The organism is Pantoea brenneri, from assembly GCF_038594305.1.
Lineage (GTDB): Bacteria > Pseudomonadota > Gammaproteobacteria > Enterobacterales > Enterobacteriaceae > Pantoea > Pantoea brenneri.
In genome coordinates, this window is the sequence record NZ_JBCGBG010000001.1 from 1568935 (window position 1) to 1593855 (window position 24921).

Here is a 24921-nt window from a genome sequence, read left to right on the forward strand (position 1 = left end):
TGTTGGGGATTAAAGCTGAGTCAGTTTCGCCAGCATCTGATCGGAAGTACTGATCGCTTTGCTGTTGATTTCGTAAGCGCGCTGAGTCTGGATCATCGTTACCAGCTCTTCTGCCACGTTGACGTTCGAGGTTTCGGTATAGCCCTGATAAAGCAGACCGGCGCCGTTCTGGCCTGGCGTGCTGTCAGTTGGCGCACCCGAAGCCTGCGTTTCCTGATAGAGGTTTTCACCCACGCTATCGAGACCGGCATCGTTCATAAATGTGCTCAGGGTCAGCTGGCCGACCTGGGTCGCCTGCGCCTGGCCCTGCTGCGTCACGCTCACCACCCCGTCACGCGCCACGGTAATGCTGGTGGCGTTGGCCGGAATCGTGATGCCGGGCTGCACCGGGAAGCCAGAGTTGGTCACCAGCTGACCGTTCTGATCGACCTGGAACGCGCCGTCACGGGTATAGGCAGAAGTGCCATCCGGCATCTGAATCTGGAAATAACCCTGACCATTAATGGCGATATCTTTTGAGTTGCTGGTCTGCGACAGGTTGCCCTGCGTATGCAGACGCTCAGTGGTGACCGGACGAACACCGGTACCAATCTGCAGGCCGGACGGCAGCGTGGTCTGTTCAGACGACTGGGTGCCGGGCTGACGCATGGTCTGATACATCAGATCTTCAAACACCGCACGCGAACGCTTAAAGCCGTTGGTGCTGACGTTTGCCAGGTTGTTGGCAATCACGTCCATGTTCATCTGCTGCGCATCAAGACCGGTTTTAGCGATCCATAAAGAACGAATCATGTTGTTATCCTCGCGCCTTAGCTGCTCATGTTCAGCAGCTGGTTGGCTTTTTGTTCGTTTTCATCAACGTTTGTGATGACTTTCATCTGCATCTCAAAACGTCGGGCGTTGGCGATCATGTCGACCATGGTTTCAACCGGCTTAACGTTGCTGCCTTCCAGCACACCCGGCATCACCTGCATGGTAGCGTCAGCCTGCAACGCCGCGCCGCGGGTGTTCTGGGTGGCTGCCGTCGGGCGGAACATGCCGTCATCGCTGCGCTGCAACTCCTGACCGGTGGCCCGCACCAGCTTGAGCTTACCCAGCTGGACCGTGGCATTCGGTGCATCGCCGGCATTCAGGCCGGTGATTGAACCGTCAGCGGCAATGGTGATTTCCGATCCCTGTGGGATCACAATCGGACCGCCATCGCCCATTACAGGATTGCCCTGAATCGTCAGCGTCCCGTTCGGGCTGATTTGCATGTTGCCGTTGCGGGTATAAGCTTCGCTGCCGTCAGCAGTACGCACCGCCAGCCAGCCATCCTGCTGTACCGCGACGTCGAGTGGGCGCTCGGTGTAATCCATCGAGCCCTGACTCATATCGGCGCCCGGCGTGGACGCGGTCACCAGCGTGCGGGTTGGCAGTGACCAGCCATTGACCGGCACTGCGCGCAACGCATTAAGCTGCGCACGAAAGCCTGGCGTTGAGGCGTTGGCGAGGTTGCTGGCGGTGACCGCCTGCTGATCCAGCGTCTGGCTGGCCGCGCCCATCGCGGTATATATCGCGTGATCCATAAAGCAATCCTGTTAGCGAATTAACGTAAGTTAACCAGCGTGTTAAGAATCTGGTCCTGAGTTTTGATGGTCTGCGCATTCGCCTGATAGTTACGCTGCGCCACAATCATGTTCACCAGCTCTTTACTCATGTCGACGTTAGAAGCTTCCAGCGCGCCAGCGGTCAGAGAACCGAAGGTGCCGGTGTTCGCCAGACCAATTGCTGCCTGACCGGAGGCATTCGACGCCGACCAGACGTTGTCGCCCTGTGACTGCAGGCCTTCCGGGTTAGAGAAGCTCGCCAGCACGATCTGACCCAGCAACTGGGTTTTCTGGTTGGAGTAGGTGCCGGTGATGGTGCCGTCATCGTTAATGGCGTAGCTGGTCAGATCGCCAGGCGCATAACCGTCCTGGGTCGGGCTGCCGAAAGTGGTGGCACCGGTGTTCTGCTGCAGGCTGCCCAGCATGCTCAGGGTGATCGGCTGGTTAGCTACTGCACCGTTGGCTGCGGTAGTCTGGCCGGCTGCCGGCACGTTCAGGGTTAACCCGACGGTGCCATCAGTACTGCTGCTGACAACAGCGCCGGTCGCATCCAGCTTGTCCATGCGGGTCAGCTTGCCGCTGGTGTCGAACGCCATTTTGAAGTCACCCGCAGATGAACCGGTGTTGGCATCAATCGCGTGCACGGTCCAGCTGTTGCTGGCAGTGTCTTTGACAAAGTACATATCGAGCGCGTGATCGTTACCCTGCGAGTCATAGACGGTCGCGGTGGTCTTCTTGTTGTAGCTGTCGGCGTTAGCAGTAGAGAACGTCGTCACTGTCGGTGCGGTGTCGGTTGAGTTCAGGTTCGCGACCAGGCCAGTGGTGGTGGTTGCGCGAGCCGGCATCTGCTCGGTCGGAATGCTGATCGCCACCGGGTTAGCACCCGCCTGGATAGTCGCTGGCGAGCCGCTGGCCGGATAACCGGTCACGTTCAGGCCCTGGGTGTTGATCAGGTTACGGTTAGCATCCAGCGTGAACTGGCCATTACGTGAGTAATAAACCGCGCCGCTGGTGTCGGTCATACGGAAGAAACCGTTGCCGCTCAGGGCGACGTCGAGGCCGCGGCTGGTGGTGGTGGTCGAACCGTCGTTAAAGTTCTGGATCACTGCCGCCACTTTGGTACCGAGGCCGACGTTAGAACCGGCGAACATATCAGCAAAGGCAATGGTGCTCGATTTAAAACCCGCTGTCGCGGAGTTGGCGATGTTGTTGCCGATGACATCAAGGTTACTTGAGGCAGCGCCAAGGCCGCTGACCGCTTGGGAAAATGACATGTGTGTGTCTCCTGTCTACAGGTTAATCAGAGAATCTGACGTACTTCGTCAAGGGAAGCGGAGCCCATGGTGCCGAGATCCAGTTTTGTGGTGTCGTTCGCGGTACTCACCCCATTGACGTAGGCGTAGTTAAGCGGTTGTGCCACCAGTTGTGTGCTGCCATTGCTTGCGGCAATCGCAACGCTGTATTTACCGTCTGGCGCGGTTGAACCGTCGCTCAGTTTGCCGTCCCACGAGAAGGTATGAACACCCGCGCTCAGTGCGCCGAGGTCAACGGTATCGATCACCGTGCCATTCGCATCTTTAATCGTGGCGGCGGTAGCAGTGGACGCCGAGGTCAGTTCAACCCCAAACGGCGTGGTCGTGCCGCTGCCAACCAGAACCTGCGAGCCGTTAACCATCACGCCGTGCCCAATCAGGGTCGAGCTTTGCAGCGACTGGCTGGTGCTGATCTGGCCGGAAATCGATCCCAGCGTGGTATTGAGTTTCTCAATCCCGCTCAGGGTGTTGATCTGTGCCAGTTGGGTGGTGAGCTGGCTGTTATCCATCGGATTGGTGGGATCCTGGTTCTGTAACTGGGTCACCAGCATGGTCAGGAACTGATTCTGCAGATCCTGCGCGCTGTTGCCGGTGCCACTGGTGCTGGAGGAGCTGAGGACCGTGGGGTCCAGCTTCTCATTAACGCCTACCGCGATAGCCATAATTGTTCTCCGTTATTGCCCGATCGTCAGGGTTTTCATCATCATCGACTTCACGGTGTTGAGGACTTCAACGTTCGCCTGGTAACTGCGTGACGCTGACATGGTGTTGACGGTCTCAGAGACCACATCCACGTTGGGCATTTTGACGTAGCCTTTGGCATCGGCCATCGGGTTACCCGGGTCATACACCAGTTTGGCGGGGGTCGGATCGTCCACCACCTTCGCCACTTTCACGCCGCCGGTGGCTGCGCCAGGCGCGGCATCGGTCTGGAATACCACCTGTTTGGCGACGTAAGGTTGCCCATCCGGGCCGGTTACGCTGTCGGCGTTGGCCAGGTTACTGGCACTGACGTTTAATCGCTGTGATTGCGCGGTCATCGCTGAGCCGGCAATGTCAAAAATGTTCAGCAAGGCCATAATTATTGCCCTTGTAACACGCTCATCATGCCTTTGATCTGGCTACTGATAAGGGTGAGATCGGTTTGATATTTCAGGCTGTTATCCGCGAACTGAGTGCGTTCACGGTCCATATCTACAGTGTTGCCGTCGGCGGCTGGCTGATCGGGAATGCGATAGAGCATGTCCATCGACGGTGCCGAGTTGGTCTGCGCTTCAATGTGGCGAGCTGACGTGACTTTTAACGCCATGCTGCTGCCTTCCGCACGACCATTGGCCATCACCCGACTCAGCTCGCTGGCAAAGTCGATATCCCGGGCCTGATAACCAGGGGTATCGGCGTTGGCAATGTTTGACGCCAGGATCTCCTGACGTTGAGCACGCAGGTTGAGGGCTTCCGTACCAAATTTCAGCGCCGCATCCAGTTTGTCGAGCATGGTTCCTCCGCGAATGAGAATTTCGAGCTGGCAGCTTAATTTGGAAAAGCAAGAGGTGATCGTCTGAATAAGGCCAAAAACCCACGCTATTTTGGCTCTTGAATATTTTTTGCTGCGCGTACACTCGTTGCCATCATCAGTGAGGAAAAGCACCATGCGTGGATATCAAAGCCTGCTGGCCAGTCTGCTGGTCCTGATCGCCCTGCCGGTTGCGGCCGGCGATCTCAGTGCACAACTGAACCAATTTTTTAAAGCGCGTGACCCCCAGCATGCCGACGGCATGACCGTGGTGGTCCGCACGCCGCAGGCCCAGTGGCCCGATTGCGACGCGCCGAAATTTACCCTGCCGGGCAACAGCCGCCTGTGGGGCAACATGAGCGTAGCCGCCAACTGCGGTGAGAATCGCCGCTACATTCAGGTGCAGGTGCAGGTCACCGGACCTTACCTGGTCGCAAACCGGCTGTTAACGCGCGGCAGCAGCGTCAGTGCGGCTGATTTCAGCCTGCAGACGGGCCGGCTCGATACCCTGCCGGCGCGTGCGCTGCTGAACGATGAGGCGGTAGCGGATGCCGTGGTGCTGCGTGACATCCAGCCGGGACAGCCGATTAATCCGTCGATGCTGCGTCAGCCGTGGCGGGTGAAGGCGGGTCAGAGCGTGATGGTGATTGCCAGTGGTGACGGTTTTGACGCCAGCGGAGAGGGTAAGGCACTGAACAATGCCACCCAGTCTCAGTGGGTGCGGGTGCGGATGGGAAATGGGCAGGTTGTCAGCGGTCGGGTGCGGGATGATGGGAATATTCTTATAACACTATAAAGCGTTAAAGAAGCCAGTTGTTCTGCCGATAGAAGAATCAACTAAGCAATTACGCTATTCTGATTCAGGTGGCAGACTCCCCTGACCGTACAGGAGCCCGAATATGAGCATCGACAGAACGCAACCGCTGAAACCCGCCAGCACCGTACAGAGCCGCGACACCAGCGAGCCCGCCAGCACCAAAGTGCGTCAAAGCACCACGCCGGCGGCCAGCACGCCAGCCGCCGCCCAGGTTAGCCTGAGCAGCGCGCAGTCACAGCTGATGCAGCCAGGCAGCCAGGACATCAACGTCCAGCGGGTTGAACAACTGAAAACCGCCATTCGTAATGGCGAACTTAAAATGGATACCGGCAAGATCGCCGACGCGCTGATTGCCGACACTAAGGCGTATTTAGAGGGTAACTAGTCCCCATGAGTAACTTGCTGACCACATTAGATAAGATGCAGGATGTGCTGGCATCGCTGTCAACCTTGCTGGAAGAAGAGCAGCAGCAGTTGGCAGCCGGAAACATTAACAGCAACCTGTTGCAGCGTATCACTGAAGATAAAGGTGCGCTGCTCAGTACGCTTAACTATCTGGATGAGATGCGCCGTACCGCCGAGCAAAGCCTGGCAACGTCGGCACCTTATCGTGGTCAGAGCGACATGGCGAGCCGCTGGCAACGTATTCAGCAGCACACCCGTCGCCTGCAGGATGCCAACGTGCATAATGGCCTGCTGCTGCAACATCAGATTCGTTACACCCAGGATGCGCTGGAGGTGCTGAAGCCGCACCAGACCCAGGCGTTTTATGGTCCCGACGGGATGGGTAAAGGCCAGGCGACACTCAGCCGCAAAGCCTGACGACTGACTGAGCAAAAAAAATCCCGCCAGCTTGCGGGATTTTTTGTATGCCTGTTTTTTATCAGACTGTTGTGCGTCGCGCATAATCGCGCAGCCGGAAGCCGAGCAGCCCGAGCGTCACGAAGTAAGCGCCGCCCCCGACCGCACACACCGCCGCCAGTCGCAGCAGCCGCCACAGCATCGAACCCTGTTCCCAGGCTGGCATCCACTGCAGCATCGCAAACAGCGCCGCCGCCATCGCCAGCACCGCAATCAGCAGACGAACCAGAAACCCTGTCCAGCCGGGCTGGGGCATAAAGATCTGCTTTTTACGCAGTTGCCAGTAGAGCAGTGCCGCATTGAGACAGGCCGCGAGACCAATCGACAGCGACAAACCGGCATGCTTCAGTGGACCAATAAACGCCAGGTTCATCAGCTGAGTCATAATCAGGGTAACAATCGCGATCTTAACCGGCGTTTTGATGTCCTGCCGCGAGTAAAAGCCCGGTGCCAACACTTTGACCACAATTAAGCCCATCAGCCCGACGGAATAAGCGATCAGCGCCCGCTGGGTCATCGCCGCATCAAAGGCGGTAAACTTACCGTACTGGAACAGCGCTACGGTCAGCGGGCCAGAGAGCATCCCCAGCGCCACCGCACTCGGCAGCGCCAGCAAAAAGCAGAGGCGTAAGCCCCAGTCCATCAGCCGGGAATATTCATCGTGATTACCGCTGGCAAAACTTTTGGCCAGCGAAGGCAGCAGGATGGTGCCCAGCGCCACGCCGAGCACGCCGGACGGAAATTCCATCAGCCGGTCAGCGTAATACATCCACGAGACCGATCCTGATACCAGAAAGGAGGCGAAAATGGTGTTGATGATCAGCGAGATCTGGCTGACCGAGACACCGAGAATCGCCGGTCCCATCTGACGCATGACCCGCCAGACGCCAGCATCACGCAGGTTCAGGCGCGGCAGCACCAGCATGCCGAGCTTTTTCAGGTGCGGCAGCTGATAACCGAGCTGCAGCACGCCGCCTGCCACCACCGCCCACGCCAGCGCCATCACCGGCGGATGGAAATGCGGTGCAGCAAACAGCGCGAAACCAATCATGCTGATATTCAGCAGGGTCGGGGCAAACGCCGGAACCGAGAAGCGGTTCCAGGTGTTCAGCACTGCACCCGCCAGCGAGGCGAGCGAAATCAGCATGATATAAGGAAAGGTCACCCGCAGCAGCGAACTGGTCAGCGCGAACTTATCGGCGCTGTCGGCAAAGCCCGGCGCCGTGACCATAATCACCCACGGCGCGGCGATCATCCCCGCCACCGTGACCAGCGCCAGCGCCAGCGTCAGCAGTCCGGAGACGTAGGCGAGGAACAGCCGCGTCGCTTCATCGCCCTGCTTACTCTTGTATTCCGCCAGAATCGGCACAAACGCCTGTGAGAAGGCGCCTTCAGCAAAGATACGCCGTAAAAGATTGGGCAACTTAAAGGCGACGAAAAATGCATCGGTCGCCATTCCGGCGCCAAACACCCTGGCCACAATGGCATCTCGGGCAAAGCCCAGTACGCGGGAAAACAGGGTCATGGAACTGACCGCTGCCAGCGATTTCAACAAATTCATAATTGACGGCGCATCCTGAAAAGAATCGGCAAAATGAGAGACTTAGCGCGGGCATCCGGATGATGCCCGGCGATAGTCTACTGCCACGGCGGGAAATGACCAGCACGGAGTGTTACAAGGCATTATTGTTGAGTGGCGTCACGCCACAGTTTTTCCACCACGCGCTGCGCCAGCAGGGCCTGTTCACCGCTGGTTTCGGGCATCGTCTGATTTTGCACGCACTGGATAAAATGGTGTGCCGCGCCGCTGAAACCGCGCTGCACCAGATGACTTTGCCAGGCGGGCGGCGGCGCGATCAGCAGGCCGCCTGCGGTTTCCTCCTGCCAGTCGCGCATTTCGCTGATATCGATGCATTTGCGCTCACACACCGCGCTGACCCGCTCACGCTGGCTGCCGGCACGCCGGTGCATGCTGGTGGTGATCGGCACGCCGCCCACCTTAAAGTGGTGTTCCGCGTAAAGCATCTCTCCCTGCGCGGTAGTGGTAATGCGCCCCTGCACTTCACTAAACGGCTGACCGCCGAGCCACAGCGCGGTATCCACCACGTGCAGATAGTCATCCAGCAGGGTAAAACGCAGATCGTGCGGTCCGACGCTGTCGCTGCGGTGCTTTTCAATCCGCAACGAGGCGACGCTGCCCATCTCAGCTTTAAGCTGCTGATAGCGTGGAGCAAAGCGACGATTAAAACCCACCATCAATTTGCGCTGCTGCTGGCCGGCAAGCTCAACCAGCGCTTCCGCCTGATCGAGGGTTTCCGCCAGCGGCTTATCGACGCAGACATCTTTGCCGGCCAGCAGCAGCGTCCTGACCACCTGATAGTGGCTCGCGGTGCTGCTGTGGACGAACACCGCATCGCAGGCGGCGGCCAGTTCGTCAATCGAGCTGAAACAGCGGATGCGAAAACTGTCGCAGACTGGCCGGGCTTTGGCCTGATTGGGCGAAAAAGCCCCCACCAGCGTCCAGTCAGTCGCCGCCGACAACACCGGCAGCCAGGCTTTCTGCGCGATGCCGCCCAGTCCCACCACGCCAATACGTAACGTCATTTCAGCTCTCCGTTTGCAGCAGTTGGGTGAGTTGCGCCTGCAGTTGCGCCACCTGATGTTCCAGCGCCGTGACGCGTGCAGCCAGCTCGCCCGGCTCTGCGGCGTCACTCTCGTGTGGCAATTCCGCCTCATCGCTCAGCAGATGGATAAAACGGTGTTCGCGCCGACCCGGTTCCCGCGGCAGACGCATCACTGTGGCGCTGTCATCACGCTGCTGCAGCGCGTTGAGCGTCTGTTCCACCTCACTAACGTCGGTAAATTCATGCAGACGTCCGCTACGGGTACGCAGTTCACCCGGCGTCTGGGCACCGCGCAACAGCAGCAGTGTCAGCACCGCCACTTCCGCGCTGTTAAGCTTTAGCGTGCCAAAGGCGGAGTTGCAGAAGCGCTGAGCATATTTAACTACCCGCTGGCCCGATGCGCTGCTGGCGGTCACCAGATGCAATTTTTCCAGCTGATCGAGCTGATTTTGCACCTCGGTCTCGCTCAGGTTCATTACCGGCTCACGGTTCGATTTCTGGTTACAGGCGCTGACCACCGCATTCAGGGAGAGCGGATACTGTTCCGGCGTCGTGACCTCTTTCTCCAGCAGACAGCCCAACACGCGCAACGCCTGCGCCGACAACGTCAATTTCATGCTGACTCCTTGTTATTATCCACGCCGATCAGACGTCCATTCCCGCCAGGTTAATGCCGTCAGGACGTGATCCTGCCAGCGGCCGTCGATCAACAGATAATCTTTGGCGTAACCCTCTTTTTCGAATCCGAGCCGCGCCAGCAAATCACCGCTGCGCTGGTTGTGTGGCATGTAGTTGGCCATGATGCGGTGGATATGCTGCTGACGCTGCATATAGCGGATAGCCGACTGCAGCGCTTCAAACATCATGCCCTGCCCCTGCCATTTCTCGCCGAGTGAGTAGCCCAGATAACAGGCGTGGAACGAGCCGCGCAACACGTTGCTGAAATTAGCCACGCCGCGCACCTCGGTTTCATCGCTGTCCATCAGAATGAAATAGAATGCCGATCCCTGCTTATGCATATCGGTAATCAGCCCTAGACGCGCCTGCCAGCCTGAGGGATAGCAGTGGCTTTCATCGCGCACCGGCTCCCACGGCTTTAAAAACAGGCGGTTTTCTGCGTAATAATCTGCCAGCCGCCAGGCATCACGCTCGTGAACCAGACGGACCACCAGCCGGTCGGTGGTTAATCGCACCCTTGGCGCGGCAGAACGATAGCCAAACATCCTGACTCCTGAAATCAAAGGCTGATAAAGATGAGCCGTAATTACCCTGCTTTCACTATAACCGTCGCCTGGGCTGCGGTAAAACGTTACCCGCGATCAAGCTGCAAACACCTTGATTTTGCTCTGATATCGCCATTGATTTTGACGGTGATTACCGGCCCGGACCCGCTCTGACGCCGATCGGTTCCGCATCCGGCGCGGGTGGGTTTGCCCTGCCGCTTAATCTCTTCCATACTTTTTGGCGAGTCCGAAAACAGGATGATTTGATTCATGCTGTCAACAAAGGAGATCAGGATGAAGCTGTATATCTATGAACACTGCCCTTTCTGCGTTAAGGCGCGGATGATTTTCGGCCTGAAAAATCTGCCGGTTGAGCTGGTGGTGATGCTCAATGACGACGAAGAGACGCCCAAACGGCTGATCGGTCAGAAAATGGCCCCGATCCTGCAAAAACAGGATGGCAGCGCCATGCCGGAGAGCATGGATATCGTGCATTATATCGATCGACTGGAGGGCGAACCGCTGATCACCGGCGCCCTCAATCCGGCCATCGCTGACTGGCTGCGCCACATGAACGGCTATGTTAACAAACTGCTGTTACCGCGCATCGCCGAGGCCCCTTTTGCAGAATTTGCCACACCAGAAGCGCGCGACTATTTCCGCAACAAAAAGCAGGCCAGCATTGGAGATTTCACCGAGCTGAAAAGCCATGCTGCCGGGATGATCAAAAATGTCAGCGGCGATCTGCGCCAGCTCGATAAATTAATTGTTCAGCCTAATGCGGTGAACGGTGAACTCTCTGAGGATGATTTTAACCTGTTCCCGCTGCTGCGCTCGCTGACGCTGGTTGCCGGTATCGACTGGCCGGCCAGAGTCGCAGAATACCGCGATAACATGGCTAAGCAAACCCAGGTCAATCTGCTCTCCTCGATCGCCCAGTAACCCCTAACGGATGAGAAACCGAACGCGTTTCTCATCCCTTTCCTGATGACACCTGAGATGCATTCAGGCACGCTATGCGCTGTTCAATTAGCTTCGTCATTTAGGATGAATATCGATGAAAAAGGGTTTTTCCGGCCTTGCCGCTCTGTTACTGGTGCTGCTGGTTAGCGGCTGTAATCAACTGACGCAGTACACCATCAGCGAACAGGAAGTGAATCAGGCGCTGCAAAAGCACAATAACTATGAAAAAGATATCGGGCTCTCCGGACTGGTTAATGCCCATATCGTGCTCAATAATCTCACCAGCCAGATTGGCCGCGAAGAGCCGGGCAAAGTGACACTTTCCGGTAACGCGAAGATCAATGTTACCTCCCTCTTTGGGCCACAGCAGGCCGATATGCAGCTGAAGATGCGCGCTCAGCCGGTGTTCGATCAGCAGCAGGGCGCCATCTATCTGCGCGATCTGGAGATTGTTGATGCGCAGGTCACACCGGAAAAAATGGCCTCGATCATCAAGACGCTGACGCCTTATCTGAATCAGTCGCTGAAAAGTTATTTCGATCAGAAACCGGCTTACGTGCTGAGTACCGATCGCAGTAAAGGTGAGTCGCTGGCGAAGAAATTTGCCAAAGGCCTGGAAGTGAAACCGGGTGAGCTGGTGATCCCGTTTACTGACTGATCAACCGCCGCGCCTGACGGCGCGGATTTTCATCCGGCTGCAAAAAGCAGGTGCAAACGGTTGCCTGAATCCTTATGCTTAGACCCCGGCCTAAACGTGCCTTTCGTTTCCTTTCTGCCGGAGCCTCATTAATGACTGCACAACCTCAGCAACTTACTATCCGCCGCCCTGACGACTGGCATATTCATCTGCGTGACGATGAAATGCTTAAAACGGTGCTGCCGTATACCAGCGCGGTGAATGGTCGTGCCATTGTGATGCCCAATCTGGTGCCGCCGGTGACCAGCGTGGCGGCAGGTGAAGCCTACCGCGATCGGATTCTGGCAGCGCTGCCCGCTGACCACGCCTTCACACCGCTGATGACCTGCTATCTCACCGATTCGCTTGACCCGGATGAGCTGGAACGCGGCTTCACTGCCGGCCTGTTTACCGCCGCCAAACTTTATCCGGCGCATGCCACCACTAACTCCAGCCACGGCGTTACCAACATCGCCGCCATCGCCAGCGTACTGGAGCGGATGCAGCAACTCGGTATGCCGCTGCTGGTGCACGGTGAAGTTACCGATGCTCACATTGATATTTTCGATCGCGAGGCGCGCTTTATTGAGACGGTGATGATGCCGCTTCGCCAGCAGTTTCCGGCACTGAAAGTGGTGATGGAGCATATCACCACCCGTGAAGCAGCGGAGTACGTTGCCGCGGCCGATGAGACGCTGGGCGCGACCATCACCCCGCAGCATCTGATGTTTAACCGCAACCACATGCTGGTCGGTGGGATCCGTCCACACCTCTATTGCCTGCCAATCCTCAAGCGCAATGTGCATCAGGAGGCGCTACGCAAGGTGGTGGCCAGCGGCCATCCCCGCTTCTTCCTCGGCACCGATACCGCGCCGCACCTGCGTCACCTGAAAGAAGCGAGCTGCGGCTGCGCCGGCGTCTTCAGTGCGCCGACGTCGTTAGCGGCCTACGCCACGGTATTTGAAGAGCTGGATGCGCTGTCGCATTTTGAAGCATTCTGCTCTGAAAACGGTCCACGCTTTTACGGCCTGCCGCTCAACGACAGCCGCATCACGCTGGTACGTGAATCGTGGCAGGTGCCAGAGAGCATCGTACTCGGCGCGCATTCGCTGGTGCCGTTCCTCGCCGGTGAGACGCTGAACTGGCGTATCGCATAATTTTGCTTGCCTCCAGCCTGTTGATACTGTAAATATATACAGTATCTTATCTGGAGGCTCCCATGCGTGTTGAAATTACCGTATCGAATACCCGACCTCTTCCTGCGGGCGCGATAGAAGCGTTGAGCGACGAGCTGTCGCGCCGCATTGACGAACAGTTCCCGGACAGCACCAATCAGGTTAAAGTGCGCTACGCCAGTGCCAATAACCTGAGCGTGCTGGGCGGGGGCAAAGAGACTCGCGATCAGATTAGCGAAATCCTGCAGCAAACGTGGGAAAGCGCTGACGACTGGTTCATTACCGATTAACCGCCTCTGTGCTGTTTTTACCGGGTTTCGCCACCCGGTTTTTTTATCTTTTCTCCCCTCTCGCACTTCCCTATTCCTGCATCTAGACTCTGAATGATCAATGCCCTATCCTTGCGCTCGTCATGCATAACAGGAGGTGCGATACCATGACTACTGATAAACCGGAAGAGGCGATGACCTTTGGTGAGTTGTTAGCACTGATTGGTGATCAGCAACGTCGGCTGACGGTGCTGGAAAATGCCTTTTCCAGTCTGATTTTCTGTCTTGACGATCGTGCCAGTCAGTTGCTGGTGCACAATCTGTCGCTGGAAGCCCAAAACCAGAACCATGATGAGCAACTGCAACAGCATTTTGCCCGTCTGGCTGAAGCGCTGCAAAAGCGCGGTGGCGGCATCGCACCGGAAACTCCGGCGCTTTAACCGCAGCCCCAGGCTCTCTCCCTCGCGTTTCTGGTCCTGAAGAATCACTGATTAAAATGCCTGATCGTCAGGCATTTTATTTTTTCATCCGCCACCTTTTAAACACAAATATTCTGTGAGAAGCTGAGTGCAGGCATTTTTTCATCAGTAATAGCCCGCTTTACTGTTATAATAGTTTCGCTATTGGAATAAAAAAGCCGCATTGAACCTCATCATGCACTTCGTTTAACGAGTAATAAGGAGGTTATAATGGACAGAAGAAAAGATGTGATTCAGACCCATCCACTGGTGGGTTGGGATATCAGTACCGTTGACAGTTATGATGCCATGATGATCCGCCTGCACTCGTTATCGTCGCAGGATCAAAAAGAAGAAGAAGCGGATGTTGGCCCGACCTACTGGCTGACAACGGATGTGGCAAGGCAGTTCATCTCGATCCTCGAAGCGGGTATCGCTAAGATTGAATCAGCCGAGCAAGTAGAACGACTCCTTAAGAAGCACTAATTCCTGCCACATCAAAGAGGCGCCCTCAGGGGTGCCTTTTTCGTTTCTGTTTCTGTTATGCTTTTGATTATCTGTCTTTTTCAGGAGCAGGGTTACCATGATTTATGATCTTATCGTTGTCGGCAGCGGCTCAGTGGGCGCGGCGGCGGGCTACTATGCAACCCAGGCGGGCCTGTCGGTTTTGATGATCGACAGCGCTCATCCGCCGCATAATCAGGGTACGCATCACGGTGAAAGCCGGCTGATTCGCCACGCTTACGGTGAAGGCGAACGTTATGTCCCGCTGGTGCTGCGCGCGCAGACCCTGTGGGATGAGCTGGAACAGCACGCCGGTGAACGTATCATGCACCGCAGCGGCGTGCTGAACCTGGCACCGATTCAGTCAGCGTTTATTCAGAACGTTATCGACAGCGCCAGGCAATGGCAGTTGAACATTGAGGTGATGCAGCCTGATGAGGTGCGCAAGCGCTGGCCGCAGATCAACGTACCCGAAGGCTATCTGGGCGTCTTTGAGCCGCAGTCGGGCTACCTCAAATGCGAACAGGCGGTCCGCAGCTGGATCAAGCTGGCAGAACAGGCAGGCTGTGCCCAGCTGTTTAACTGCCCGGTGTCCGGGATTGGGCGCGACGGCGATCTGCAACAGGTGACCACGCTAGACGGCATTTACCGTGGCCGCAAGATGCTGATCAGTGCCGGCACCTGGGTCGGCAAACTGGTGCCCAACCTGCCGGTTGCGCCGACCCGTAAGGTATTTGCCTGGTATCAGGCGGATGGTCGCTACAGCGAGAACAACAAGTTCCCGGGCTTTACCGTTGAAATGGCGGATGGCAGCCAGTTTTACGGTTTCCCGGCGGATAACAACGCGCTGAAAGTGGGACGTCATGATGGCGGCCAGCTGATGCAGCAGCCTGAAGATCGCAAACCCTTTGGCACCGTTGCGGCAGATGGCAGCGAAGCGTTTGGTTTCCTGCGTCAGTTTTTGCCGGGTGTTGGCGTGTGTCTGCACGGCGAAGCCTGTAGTTACGATTTCAGCCCGGACGAAGATTTTATTATTGATACGCTGCCAGACGAACCGAATCGGTTACTGATTACCGGTTTAAGCGGCCACGGCTTCAAATTCGCCAGCGTACTGGGCGAACTGGCAGCCGAGTTTGCTCAGCAAAAACCGTTCTCGTTTGATATTTCCCCCTTCCGGCTTTCGCGTTTCTGACTCTTGTTGCGGGTGGTATCGTCTGATAGCACCCGACTGACAAAAATTGAAGAAAATTGAATATTACTGACATTCACAGCCTGATTAATTCGCACTGAAAGTGAATTAAGCGCTTTTTTGATTGACGTATCGCGCGGTGAAAATAACTTATTCAGTAATATTGCGCATCTGTCGCGATTTTAATTCACCCTTTTCAATATCCCGACAGAAAGTTATAGAAGCGTAAGGTCGATTGCTTTTATATTTCATAATGTAGATGCTTATTTCAGATTATTTCACCTGAATAAACAGACTATGTTACGAAATACCCCTCATCAGTTTGGTCTGATCGCCGTGCTGCTGCACTGGTCGATGGCGCTGGTTATCTATGCCATGTTTGCGCTGGGATTATGGATGGTCGGACTCGGTTATTACGATAGCTGGTATCACGATGCGCCGGAAATCCATAAAAGTATTGGCGTGATCCTGTTGCTGACATTAGTGATTCGCCTGTTGTGGCGAATTATTTCACCGCCGCCTCAGCCGTTAAGCAGTTATTCCCCACCGGTGCGGATCGGGTCGATGGTTGCGCACTGGCTGCTCTATACGCTGCTGTTGGCCATCCTGCTCAGCGGCTATTTCATCTCCACCGCCGATGGCAAGCCGATTGCGGTATTCAACCTGTTTTCTCTGCCGGCCGTTCTGAGTGGCGCAGCCGCACAGGCCGATCTGGCTGGCGATATCCACCTGTGGCTGGCCTGGACGGTGGTGATCCTGTCGCTGCTGCACGGTCTGGCGGCGTTAAAACATCACTTTATCGATCGCGATACCACCTTAAAACGGATGTCAGGTTTGCGCATCCCTTTACCCGCTGAAAAGGAGAAGTAATATGCTAAAGAAGACGCTACTGGCCATGACGGGTGCCAGCCTGCTGCTGGGTTCACTGACCGCTAACGCCGCTGAGTATAAAATTGATAAAGAAGGCCAGCATGCCTTTATTCAGTTTCGTATTCAGCATTTAGGCTACAGCTGGCTGTACGGCACCTTTAAGGATTTTGACGGCCGTTTTAGCTTTGATGAGAGTAACCCTTCAGCCGATAAAGTCGACGTCACCATTAACACCAACAGTATTGATACCAATCACGCTGAACGTGACAAGCATCTGCGCAGTGCGGATTTCCTGAACGTCGGCAAAAATCCACAGGCCAGCTTCAAATCAACCTCAGTGAAAAAAGAGGGTGATGAGCTGGAAATTACAGGCGATCTGACGCTGAATGGCGTTACCAAACCGGTTACGCTGGAAGCGAAACTGCTGGGTGAAGGCAAAGATCCGTGGGGGGGATATCGCGCAGGCTTTGAAGCCGAGGGTGAAATTACGCTGAAAGATTTTAATATTACCAAAGATCTCGGCCCGGCCTCGCAAAAGGTTCAGCTGATGATTTCGGTAGAAGGTGTGCGTCAGTAAACGGCTAAACCGCCTGAAGCCGGGCTTCAGGCGGGATCACTTATTTTTTAACCGGTGACGGGATGGTCATGTTTAACAGGCCACGCGACTTGTTAAAGATCTTATTGCCGTTTTCACGCCCGGCGCGACGGGCACGCTGCTCTTCCGGCGACAGTTTTGCCTCTTCCTGACACAGCGGGCTACAGCAGTTCTCAAACTTCTCTGCGCAGCTTTTACACTGAATAAACAGCAGATGGCAGCCATCGTTGACGCAGTTGACGTGGGTGTCGCACGGCTCACCACACTGATGACAGTTCGACAGCACATCATCAGAAATCCGCTCGCCCATCCGCTCGTCAAAGACAAAGTTTTTACCTTTGAATCGGACCGGTAACCCCTGCTCACGAGCACGGCGGGCATACTCGATAATGCCACCTTCAACGTGGTAAACATCTTCAAAACCGTTATGACGCATCCAGGCGCTGGCTTTCTCACAGCGAATTCCCCCGGTGCAGTACATCACGATCTTTTTGTCTTTCTTATCCTGCAGCATATCAACCGCCATCGGCAGCTGGTCGCGGAAGGTGTCGGCCGGCACTTCCAGCGCGTTATCAAAGCGTCCGACTTCATATTCGTAATGGTTACGCATATCAACGAACACTGCATCCGGATCGTCCAGCATGGCGTTCACTTCTGCGGCTTTGAGGTATTGCCCCACATCGCTGGCATCGAACGTGCCGTCAGCAATGCCGTCTGCCACAATCCGGTCACGGACTTTCAGGCGCAGCACCCAGAAGGATTTACCGTCGTCGTCCAGCGCAACGTTCATTCGCAGATTATTCAGCGCCGGATCAAAGCCGTAAAGATAGGCTTTCATCTTTTCATACTGGCTGGCGGGAACGCTGATCTGGGCGTTAATCCCTTCATGCGCAACGTAAACCCGGCCAAACACCTTCAGGGCGGTCAGACCAAGATAGAGCGCATCGCGAAACGCTTTAGGATCGGCAATCTGGAAGTACTTATAAAAAGAGACAGTGGTGCGCGGCTCGGTTTCAGCCAGCATGCGCGCCTTCAGCTCTTTATTGGAAACGAGGTTATGTAACACTGGCATGGTGTTCGTTCCTGTCATCAATAGAAGAAATTTAGCGCGCACATGATACCTGATTTCAACGGGATGCAAAGACCACCGGCCAAATTGATCGCCGGTTGGCTGTTTTTCCCGCACTGCCGGCTCGCTTATAATACTTACCGGGTGAATTGCCGCCGACAGTAATATTTATGCGCAGGATAAAAACTGGCACAATAGTGAAAATCAACGAGATATCAGCACCGCACGGTGCGCGACGCAGGAAAAAACAATTTCACATGACCCAGTTGCCTCAATTTTCACGAGAACTGCTTCACCCCCGCTATTGGTTAACCTGGTTGGGCGTGTTCTTCCTTTATCTTTTGGTGCTACTTCCTTATCCCCTGCTTTATGTGCTTGGCTGTAATATTGGCCGTATTGGCATGCGCTTTATGAAGCGACGCGTCAACATCGCACGCCGTAATCTGGAATTAAGCTTTCCGGATATGCCGCCCAACGATCGTGAAGCGATGGTTAAGCACAACTTCGAATCCGTCGGCATGGGCTTGATTGAAACCGGCATGGCATGGTTCTGGCCCGACTGGCGGATTAACAAATGGCATAAACCTTCTGGCTTAGAGCACATTCAGCAGGCGCGCGACACTCAGCGCGGCGTGCTGTTGATTGGTATGCACTTTCTGACGCTGGAGATTGGCGCCCGCATGTTTGGTATCCATAACCCGGGCATCGGCGTCTATCGGCCGAACGACAATAAGCTGATTGACTGGCTGCAGGTGCATGGCCGGATGCGTTCCAACAAAAGCATGCTCGATCGTAAAGATCTCAAAGGGATGATTCGCGCCCTGAAGCGTGGCGATATCATCTGGTACGCGCCTGACCACGATTACGGTCCGCGCAGCAGCGTGTTTGTGCCGTTTTTTGGCGTCGACAAGGCAGCTACCACGGTCGGCACCCATCTGTTGATCCGCATGGGTAAACCGGCAGTGATTCCGTTTGTACCGCGCCGTCTGCCAGAAGGCCGTGGTTATGAACTGATGATTCTGCCTGATATTAGCGACAGCTTTACCCTGGCAAGTGAGGAAGAGACCGCTGCCCGGATGAATAAAGTGGTCGAGGAAGGCGTCTTACTGGCACCCGAACAGTATATGTGGCTGCACCGCCGCTTTAAGACCCGCCCGGAAGGGGAACCTTCACGCTATTAAGTTACCGGCGCTAAACGGTGGCAGTGATGCCGTTTAGCGCTTTTTTCGCTGTTTTCCTCCCCTGCTAAAACAATCCATTCCTCCCGCCAGCCCGCGCCGGTCCGATTACCGGTCCAGTGATTAATCAACGGCGCGCCAGAGTTTACTGATAACCGTGCGATATAATTAGCATCCTTAACCAATCCACCGGACATTATCTGCGCTGACGCCCTTTTAGCGGCCGGATAAATTAATTTCCCATTATTTTATTATATTCACTGGCGGTGCTAATTTATTTAAAAGCCAGGCCAATTCCTATTTAGCCAGGCTTAATCATTTCCCTCTGCTTATTAATCCAGTAAAATTAACTTAATTTACAAGCAATTGTAGCTACATCGCAGGTCATATTCCTTTTTACAAAATTTTAACGTCCTGATAGACCGTTATTGCATTTGAAGTTATGGGTGCTTGTCGGTAATTTCAGCTGTGACAGTTAGATGCTTAACTGCGAAGACAAAAAACATAAAAAGATGACACACAGCAACCTTCTTAGCAGGACTTATAATATGAATAACGGTCTCTACTATTATGTGACAATCAGCACCGATCAGGACAATTATCATGCGCTTCACCGGAAAGGATGCCGCCGGATGCCGGATAAAGAAGACATAATATTTATCGGCACCTTATATAATCTGAGTCAGGCATTATCGATCGCCCGCATTAACTTCAAAAAAGTTAAGCCCTGTATAAAATGCTGTATTCGCTACTCCGCACCGGTAATTCATGAATCGGTGCGCCCGGTCCTGCACTTCCCGCAAAAAGGAGTCTGACCGTGAATGGCGGGAAGTGCGTTATTTCCCGCCAATCAAACTGCCCCGCCCTTTCCCTCCGCCAGATTTCGTCTATTCTTCACTGAAATCAAATCAACCAGGCAAGGAGAAGAGCGATGAGCATGTACAGTACCTTAGAGGAAGCGATTGATGCTGCACGTGAAGAGTTTCTCGCTAACCACCCGGAACTTGAGGAAGGCGATGCATCGGTAAGCCAGTTTGGCCTGCAAAAATATGTCATGCAGGACGGTGATATTATGTGGCAGGCGGAGTTTCTGGCTGACGAAGGTGATGCGGGTGAATGCCTGCCGATTCGCAGCGGTGAAGCGGCCCAGGCGATTTTCGATGCTGACTTCGATGAGGTAGAACTGCGTCAGGAGTGGTTAGCGGAAAACACCCTGCACGAATGGGACGACGGTGAGTTCCAGCTGGAGCCGCCGCTGGATACCGAAGAAGGTGAAGCCGCTGCGCAAGAGTGGGAAGATGATAACAGCGACTCCGATCGCGGTTATTCGTAAGGACCGTGGCTGGCGTCGACCGGTAACAGCAGGGTGTCCACCACCAGCGACAGCGGCAGGTCAAGGATAGTCAATACCCGCCAGGCGCCGTCGCGCACATCCCACTGTACGCCCGGATAGTACTGATTACCGTGCCCCTGACCGGGCACGGTACGGCTGATAATACTGCCGCAGCCGCTCAGACAGATCACCGCCAGCGTTAACACACCTGTTTTCAGACACCGTTTCACCACTGATACCCGCCCTTTACAACCATTATCGTTATCCTGCGCTACGCGCTCTGTTGGCCCGATTTAGCCTGCCGCAACAGAGATCTCCCCTGCTGCTCTGACCGCAAATAACCGGCAAAAAAAAGCGGCATCGCTGCCGCTTTTTCATTTTACGCGTTTTTGACCAGCGCATTGGGGTTGAGGGTGAGTTTTTGATAACTCTCCACCCACTGATGATACTTCTCAGCGTTCTCCCACAGCCGGGTATGCACACGTGCCAGCACCACCGGATCGCTGATCAGCTGTAAGCGCTGTTCACGATTCAGTTTTTCTGGCGAATCGCTCAGCGCCTGATCGACGCGGCGATCGCGGGCATAGTCGAGCAACTGACTCTGCTTATGACGTGACGTCGCCAGTGCCGTCGCCAGCGCGTTAAACGCCGGATGGAACAGCGCGTGCATAAAGCCATTTTCCAGCGCCCGCTCACGGTTAAGCTGCAGGTAGTGATCGGTATCCACCAGCTCTTTTGGCGGCTCATACTCTTCCGGGATCAGGAACAGTCGGGCCTTCTTGCTCTTGATACCGATGGTTGCCCGGCTCGACATCACCGACACAAACGGCGACAGAATCAGCGAGAAGACAATCGGTGACAACCACCACAGGAAGTTGAGATCCAACAGTCCCATACCGATTGCCCACACCAGTCCCAGTGCCATCTGCGAACCGTGACGTTTAAACGCCTCGCTCCACGGCGTGGCATCATCGTCACGCTGTGGCGAATTCCATACCACTTCCCAGCCGAGGAAGGCGCTGACCACGAACACGGTGTGGAACAGCATGCGCACCGGTGCCAGCAGCACGGAGAACAGCATTTCCAGCATCAGCGAGATGAACAGACGGATCGCGCCACCGTAGGATTTCGCCCCCTTGCACCAGATTAATATCACGCTCAGCAGTTTCGGCAGGAACAGTAATATCAGCGTGGTGGAGAACAATGCTATCGCCAGTTCAGGACGCCACTGCGGCCACACCGGGAACAGCTGCCGCGGTTGCAGGAAGTAGGTCGGTTCCATCAGCGTATGCACCACCTGCAAGGCGGTAGAGAGCGCCAGGAACATGAACCACAGCGGTGCTGACAGATAAGACATCACACCGGTCAGGAACACCGCACGGTGAACCGGGTGCATCCCTTTCACCAGGAACAGTCGGAAGTTCATCAGGTTACCGTGGCACCAGCGACGGTCACGCTTCAGCTCATCCAGCAGGTTCGGTGGCAGTTCTTCATACGAGCCCGGCAGATCGTAGGCAATCCAGACGCCCCAGCCGGCACGGCGCATCAGCGCAGCTTCAACAAAGTCGTGCGACAGAATCGATCCGGCAAAGGAGCCTTCACCCGGTAACGGTGCCAGCGCACAGTGCTCGATAAACGGTTTCACCCGGATAATCGCGTTGTGCCCCCAGTAGTGGGATTCCCCCAGCTGCCAGAAGTGCAAGCCAGCGGTAAACAGCGGACCGTAAACGCGGGTGGCAAACTGCTGACAGCGCGCATACAGCGTGTCCATACCGGATGCTTTCGGCGACGACTGAATAATACCGGCGTTCGGGTTGGCTTCCATCATGCGAACCAGACCGGTCAGACATTCACCGCTCATGACGCTGTCGGCGTCCAGCACCACCATGTAGCTGTAGTTGCTGCCCCAGCGACGGCAGAAGTCATCGATGTTGCCGCTTTTACGCTTCACACGACGACGACGACGACGATAGAAAATCTTGCCCGCACCGCCGACGTCACGCACCAGCTCCATCCAGGCTTTCTGTTCGGCGATGGCGATATCGGCGTCGTAACTGTCGCTGAGGATATAAACGTCGAAATGCTCAGCGTTGCCGGTCCGCACCACCGATTCCCAGGTGGCACGCAGGCCAGCGTAAACGCGCTCAACATCTTCGTTACAGATCGGCATGATCAGCGCGGTACGGTGCGCAGGGTTAAGCGGCTCATCCCCCACGGTAGAGTAGGAAATACTGTATTTGTCACGACCAATCAGCAACTGCAGGAAGCCCATCAGCGCGGTCCAGAAACCGGCCGAGACCCAACAGAACAGAATGGCGAACAGGAACAGGATGCCGGTCTGCAACACGTACGGCAGGATCTGCATCACCGACTGCTGCCAGTTCTGATTGATCATCTCCATCGGGTCCAGCAGCGTCCAGCCCTGATACGGCAGAATGGTCTTCATGTACCAGGTGGCAACCACGGTCTGCATGATGGTGAGGATCAGCAGAATATAGCGGCGAATCGATCCGACATGACGCCATTTTTCTTCGGCACGCTGCTCTTCCGCGTTAGCGTAGCGCGGCACCGATTTATGGCCACGCAGTGAGTCCCAGGCGCGAGCGACCGGGTTGGTCCGCCAGGCTTCCGGGAACATCAGGGAGCGTTTGACCTTCGGCATCGCCTTCAGCGTGGTACGATCCAGGTCATCTTTACCCAGCTGCTGACCATTGGCGAGCGAGTCGGGCCAGGCCATTTCGACCCGCGATGACACCGATTTTAACGGTGCATCGTCGGGACGATCGCTGGCGGCCACATCCTTGCCCAGCGCATCATGAATGAAGTGAAACGCTGCAGCATGCTGCAGCGAGGCGCTAAGGCGCGCCTTCCCCGCCGCATCCAGCGGCAGGGATTCCACGTAACGTTGAGGTGTAAAAGTCGATTTATTCATTGGCAGGTAACTGATAGCTCCAGGTTTCCGTCAATGTCTTGTCGCCGCTAACCAGCGCCGCACGCATTTCGGTGGGCTGCTTGTTGTCTTTCACACGCAGACGCAACACCAGACGCCAGCCTTTAGTGACCGGGTTATAACGTACGCTCTGCTCAACCACGTCCGCGTTTTTACCCACGCTGACCTGCGGTGCCACCTGACTGTTCTCCGCCATCTTGCTCATGTCTTTACCCACGAAGTCGATGGTGAAAGCCACGGTGCCATCTGGCTGACGCACCAGATTAGACTGCTTCACGTCACCTGCAGAACGCAGGGTGTTTTTCACCCATGCCGTGTCGTCAGAGTGCAGTTGATTTTCATCACGTGAGAAGTGCAGGCGATATTTGAAGTTCATCTCTTTGCCCGGCTCCGGCAGCGTCTCCGGGGTCCAGAACGCAACGATGTTGTCGTTGGTCTCATCAGCCGTTGGGATCTCAACCAGTTCTACCCGGCCTTTACCCCAGTCGCCTAATGGCTCAACCCAGCCGCTTGGGCGCAGATCGTAGCGGTCGTCGAGATCCTGATAGTTGTTGAAGTCACGCCCGCGCTGCAGCAGACCAAAACCTTTTGGACTCTCGATGGTGTAGGTGCTGACCGCCAGATGACGCGGATTGTTCAGCGGACGCCAGATCCATTCACCGTTGCCGCTGTGAATCGACAGACCGTCTGAGTCATGTAATGCCGGACGGAAGTTGTTCACGGTGGACGGCTGGTTCTGACCAAACAGGAACATACTGGTCAGCGGCGCAACGCCCAGCTTACCAACGTTGTCACGCAGGTAGACTTTTGACTGCACATCAACGGTCGACGCCTGGCCCGGACGCAGCACAAAGCGATAGGCACCCGCCGCACGCGGCGAATCGAGCAGTGCATAGATCACCAGCTGTTTATCCTGCGGCTTCGGACGCTCAATCCAGAACTCTTTGAAACGCGGGAACTCTTCACCGGACGGTAGCGCAGTATCAATCGCCAGGCCACGGGCTGACAGACCATACACCTGGCCGGCACCGATCACCCGGAAATAGCTGGCACCGAGGAAGCTGGCGATCTCATCGTCTTTACCCTTGCTGTTTAACGGGTAGAGCACTTTGAAACCGGCAAATCCGAGGTTTTTCACCGCGTCGGCATCATGTTTTACATTGCCGAAATTAAAATAGTCGGGGTTATATTTGATCTCACGCACCGCGTTAGCGGTCACTTCATTGATTTGCACCGGGGTGTCGAAATACATCCCCTGATGGTAAAATTCCAGCTTGAACGGCGTGCGCAGCTTGCCCCAATACGCTTTATCGTGGTTAAACTGGATCTGCTGGTAATCAGCAAATTTCATTTCACGAAATTGAGAGGGTAAATTGCTTTTTGGCGCTTCGAAGCTTTTCCCTGCCAACGCTTTGGCTTGTCTGGCAACATCATCGATGTTAAACGCCCAACTGTTATTGGCGTATAACGCCAGCAGAACCGCAGTACCAATCCAGCGTACCTTCATCAGTCCGGCTTTATTTTTTTCTTTAGTCAGCACATCCCCCCCTTTCGTGTGCTTAAATCAAACCCGCTTATCTTAAAGGATTATTCGGTTTTCCGACAGCTTATGCGCAACTTTGTTCCCGCATTTCGTCAGGCAAAGAGCCGCTTTTAGGACAATTAAACACTACGGATTCCACTGATAGTATACCTTGTTTATCGCAGGTAAAATTCCGCCCGAGCATAATCCGGTTTCAGGGCGAAACCGGT

The 24921-nt window shown here is 55.4% G+C and carries 29 protein-coding genes; 15 read left to right on the plus strand and 14 right to left on the minus strand.

Going from position 1 to position 24921, the window contains the following annotated elements; all coding sequences use genetic code 11:
• Positions 1–9: 9 nt before the first annotated feature.
• Genes flgG through flgB form a run of 6 tightly spaced genes read right to left on the minus strand, consistent with a single transcriptional unit; the run spans position 10 to position 4397 of the window.
• A complete protein-coding gene (gene flgG, locus AABB92_RS07295) occupies positions 10–792 on the minus strand; it encodes a flagellar basal-body rod protein FlgG (RefSeq protein WP_046288395.1) in 783 nt (260 codons plus the stop codon).
• Between the two features lie 17 nt (positions 793–809).
• Positions 810–1568, minus strand: a complete 759-nt coding sequence (locus AABB92_RS07300; RefSeq protein ID WP_046288396.1) for a flagellar basal body rod protein FlgF — start codon at positions 1566–1568, stop codon at positions 810–812.
• 20 nt (positions 1569–1588) lie between these two features.
• On the minus strand, positions 1589–2863 hold the full coding sequence (gene flgE, locus AABB92_RS07305) for a flagellar hook protein FlgE (RefSeq protein ID WP_031376559.1): 1275 nt from the start codon (positions 2861–2863) through the stop codon (positions 1589–1591).
• A gap of 26 nt (positions 2864–2889) precedes the next feature.
• A complete protein-coding gene (gene flgD, locus AABB92_RS07310) occupies positions 2890–3564 on the minus strand; it encodes a flagellar hook assembly protein FlgD (protein ID WP_031376558.1) in 675 nt (224 codons plus the stop codon).
• Between the two features lie 12 nt (positions 3565–3576).
• Entirely contained in the window at positions 3577–3981 is a 405-nt protein-coding gene (gene flgC / locus AABB92_RS07315) for a flagellar basal body rod protein FlgC (RefSeq protein ID WP_031376557.1), read from the minus strand.
• A gap of 2 nt (positions 3982–3983) precedes the next feature.
• The gene (gene flgB, locus AABB92_RS07320; protein WP_031376556.1) at positions 3984–4397 is read right to left on the minus strand and encodes a flagellar basal body rod protein FlgB; all 414 of its coding nucleotides are present in this window, start codon (positions 4395–4397) and stop codon (positions 3984–3986) included.
• Between the two features lie 154 nt (positions 4398–4551).
• Here flgB and flgA point away from each other — a divergent pair, with 154 nt between their 5' ends.
• The 3 genes from flgA (at position 4552) to flgN (ending at position 6054) form a co-directional block, all read left to right on the plus strand.
• On the plus strand, positions 4552–5211 hold the full coding sequence (gene flgA / locus AABB92_RS07325; protein ID WP_031376555.1) for a flagellar basal body P-ring formation chaperone FlgA: 660 nt from the start codon (positions 4552–4554) through the stop codon (positions 5209–5211).
• A 103-nt stretch (positions 5212–5314) separates the two neighbouring features.
• Positions 5315–5617: a flagellar biosynthesis anti-sigma factor FlgM gene (gene flgM / locus AABB92_RS07330; RefSeq protein ID WP_031376554.1), complete on the plus strand. Its 303-nt coding sequence runs from the start codon at positions 5315–5317 to the stop codon at positions 5615–5617.
• A gap of 5 nt (positions 5618–5622) precedes the next feature.
• Positions 5623–6054, plus strand: a complete 432-nt coding sequence (flgN, locus tag AABB92_RS07335; protein WP_031376553.1) for a flagellar export chaperone FlgN — start codon at positions 5623–5625, stop codon at positions 6052–6054.
• A 61-nt stretch (positions 6055–6115) separates the two neighbouring features.
• Here flgN and murJ read toward each other — a convergent pair whose 3' ends face one another.
• The 4 genes from murJ to rimJ all read right to left on the minus strand — a co-directional run bounded on the left by murJ (position 6116) and on the right by rimJ (position 9940).
• The gene (murJ, locus tag AABB92_RS07340; RefSeq protein WP_031376552.1) at positions 6116–7654 is read right to left on the minus strand and encodes a murein biosynthesis integral membrane protein MurJ; all 1539 of its coding nucleotides are present in this window, start codon (positions 7652–7654) and stop codon (positions 6116–6118) included.
• A 122-nt stretch (positions 7655–7776) separates the two neighbouring features.
• Entirely contained in the window at positions 7777–8697 is a 921-nt protein-coding gene (locus AABB92_RS07345; RefSeq protein WP_031376551.1) for a Gfo/Idh/MocA family protein, read from the minus strand.
• A gap of 1 nt (position 8698) precedes the next feature.
• Positions 8699–9334 (minus strand): YceH family protein, encoded by a 636-nt coding sequence (locus tag AABB92_RS07350; RefSeq protein WP_031376550.1) that lies wholly within the window; start codon positions 9332–9334, stop codon positions 8699–8701.
• A 15-nt stretch (positions 9335–9349) separates the two neighbouring features.
• Entirely contained in the window at positions 9350–9940 is a 591-nt protein-coding gene (gene rimJ, locus AABB92_RS07355; RefSeq protein WP_046288397.1) for a ribosomal protein S5-alanine N-acetyltransferase, read from the minus strand.
• Between the two features lie 294 nt (positions 9941–10234).
• Here rimJ and grxB point away from each other — a divergent pair, with 294 nt between their 5' ends.
• The 9 genes from grxB to AABB92_RS07400 all read left to right on the plus strand — a co-directional run bounded on the left by grxB (position 10235) and on the right by AABB92_RS07400 (position 16621).
• On the plus strand, positions 10235–10882 hold the full coding sequence (gene grxB / locus AABB92_RS07360; RefSeq protein WP_046288398.1) for a glutaredoxin 2: 648 nt from the start codon (positions 10235–10237) through the stop codon (positions 10880–10882).
• A gap of 115 nt (positions 10883–10997) precedes the next feature.
• On the plus strand, positions 10998–11561 hold the full coding sequence (locus tag AABB92_RS07365; protein WP_031376549.1) for a lipoprotein: 564 nt from the start codon (positions 10998–11000) through the stop codon (positions 11559–11561).
• Between the two features lie 131 nt (positions 11562–11692).
• The gene (gene pyrC, locus AABB92_RS07370; RefSeq protein WP_031376548.1) at positions 11693–12736 is read left to right on the plus strand and encodes a dihydroorotase; all 1044 of its coding nucleotides are present in this window, start codon (positions 11693–11695) and stop codon (positions 12734–12736) included.
• Positions 12737–12798: 62 nt separating this feature from the next.
• Positions 12799–13044 carry a DNA damage-inducible protein I gene (gene dinI, locus AABB92_RS07375; protein WP_031376547.1) on the plus strand — a complete coding sequence of 82 codons (246 nt, stop codon included), beginning with the start codon at positions 12799–12801 and terminating at the stop codon, positions 13042–13044.
• A gap of 146 nt (positions 13045–13190) precedes the next feature.
• A complete protein-coding gene (locus AABB92_RS07380) occupies positions 13191–13463 on the plus strand; it encodes a hypothetical protein (protein WP_031376546.1) in 273 nt (90 codons plus the stop codon).
• Positions 13464–13712: 249 nt separating this feature from the next.
• Positions 13713–13967 carry a biofilm formation regulator BssS gene (gene bssS, locus AABB92_RS07385; protein ID WP_031376545.1) on the plus strand — a complete coding sequence of 85 codons (255 nt, stop codon included), beginning with the start codon at positions 13713–13715 and terminating at the stop codon, positions 13965–13967.
• Between the two features lie 97 nt (positions 13968–14064).
• Positions 14065–15177 (plus strand): N-methyl-L-tryptophan oxidase, encoded by a 1113-nt coding sequence (solA, locus tag AABB92_RS07390; RefSeq protein WP_031376544.1) that lies wholly within the window; start codon positions 14065–14067, stop codon positions 15175–15177.
• 294 nt (positions 15178–15471) lie between these two features.
• Positions 15472–16044 carry a cytochrome b gene (locus AABB92_RS07395; protein ID WP_031376543.1) on the plus strand — a complete coding sequence of 191 codons (573 nt, stop codon included), beginning with the start codon at positions 15472–15474 and terminating at the stop codon, positions 16042–16044.
• Position 16045: 1 nt separating this feature from the next.
• Positions 16046–16621, plus strand: coding sequence for a YceI family protein (locus tag AABB92_RS07400; RefSeq protein ID WP_046288399.1), 576 nt, complete (start codon positions 16046–16048; stop codon positions 16619–16621).
• A gap of 40 nt (positions 16622–16661) precedes the next feature.
• Here AABB92_RS07400 and trhO read toward each other — a convergent pair whose 3' ends face one another.
• Entirely contained in the window at positions 16662–17711 is a 1050-nt protein-coding gene (trhO, locus tag AABB92_RS07405; protein ID WP_031376542.1) for an oxygen-dependent tRNA uridine(34) hydroxylase TrhO, read from the minus strand.
• Positions 17712–17965: 254 nt separating this feature from the next.
• On the opposite strand from trhO, the gene AABB92_RS07410 reads away from it, so the two are divergent.
• The 3 genes from AABB92_RS07410 to AABB92_RS07420 all read left to right on the plus strand — a co-directional run bounded on the left by AABB92_RS07410 (position 17966) and on the right by AABB92_RS07420 (position 20219).
• A complete protein-coding gene (locus tag AABB92_RS07410; RefSeq protein ID WP_031376541.1) occupies positions 17966–18889 on the plus strand; it encodes a Kdo(2)-lipid IV(A) acyltransferase in 924 nt (307 codons plus the stop codon).
• Positions 18890–19434: 545 nt separating this feature from the next.
• Entirely contained in the window at positions 19435–19701 is a 267-nt protein-coding gene (locus AABB92_RS07415) for a hypothetical protein (RefSeq protein WP_031376540.1), read from the plus strand.
• 116 nt (positions 19702–19817) lie between these two features.
• A complete protein-coding gene (locus AABB92_RS07420; RefSeq protein WP_031376539.1) occupies positions 19818–20219 on the plus strand; it encodes a MysB family protein in 402 nt (133 codons plus the stop codon).
• On the opposite strand, the gene AABB92_RS07425 is transcribed toward AABB92_RS07420, so the two are convergent.
• The 3 genes from AABB92_RS07425 to AABB92_RS07435 all read right to left on the minus strand — a co-directional run bounded on the left by AABB92_RS07425 (position 20210) and on the right by AABB92_RS07435 (position 24679).
• Positions 20210–20449: a YceK/YidQ family lipoprotein gene (locus tag AABB92_RS07425; protein ID WP_031376538.1), complete on the minus strand. Its 240-nt coding sequence runs from the start codon at positions 20447–20449 to the stop codon at positions 20210–20212. The two genes, AABB92_RS07420 and AABB92_RS07425, sit on opposite strands and share 10 nt — an antisense overlap.
• A 149-nt stretch (positions 20450–20598) precedes the next feature.
• Entirely contained in the window at positions 20599–23151 is a 2553-nt protein-coding gene (gene mdoH, locus AABB92_RS07430; RefSeq protein WP_046288400.1) for a glucans biosynthesis glucosyltransferase MdoH, read from the minus strand.
• Positions 23144–24679 (minus strand): glucan biosynthesis protein G, encoded by a 1536-nt coding sequence (locus AABB92_RS07435; RefSeq protein ID WP_176035886.1) that lies wholly within the window; start codon positions 24677–24679, stop codon positions 23144–23146. Before AABB92_RS07435 ends, mdoH begins: the two co-directional genes overlap by 8 nt.
• Positions 24680–24921 lie beyond the last annotated feature (242 nt).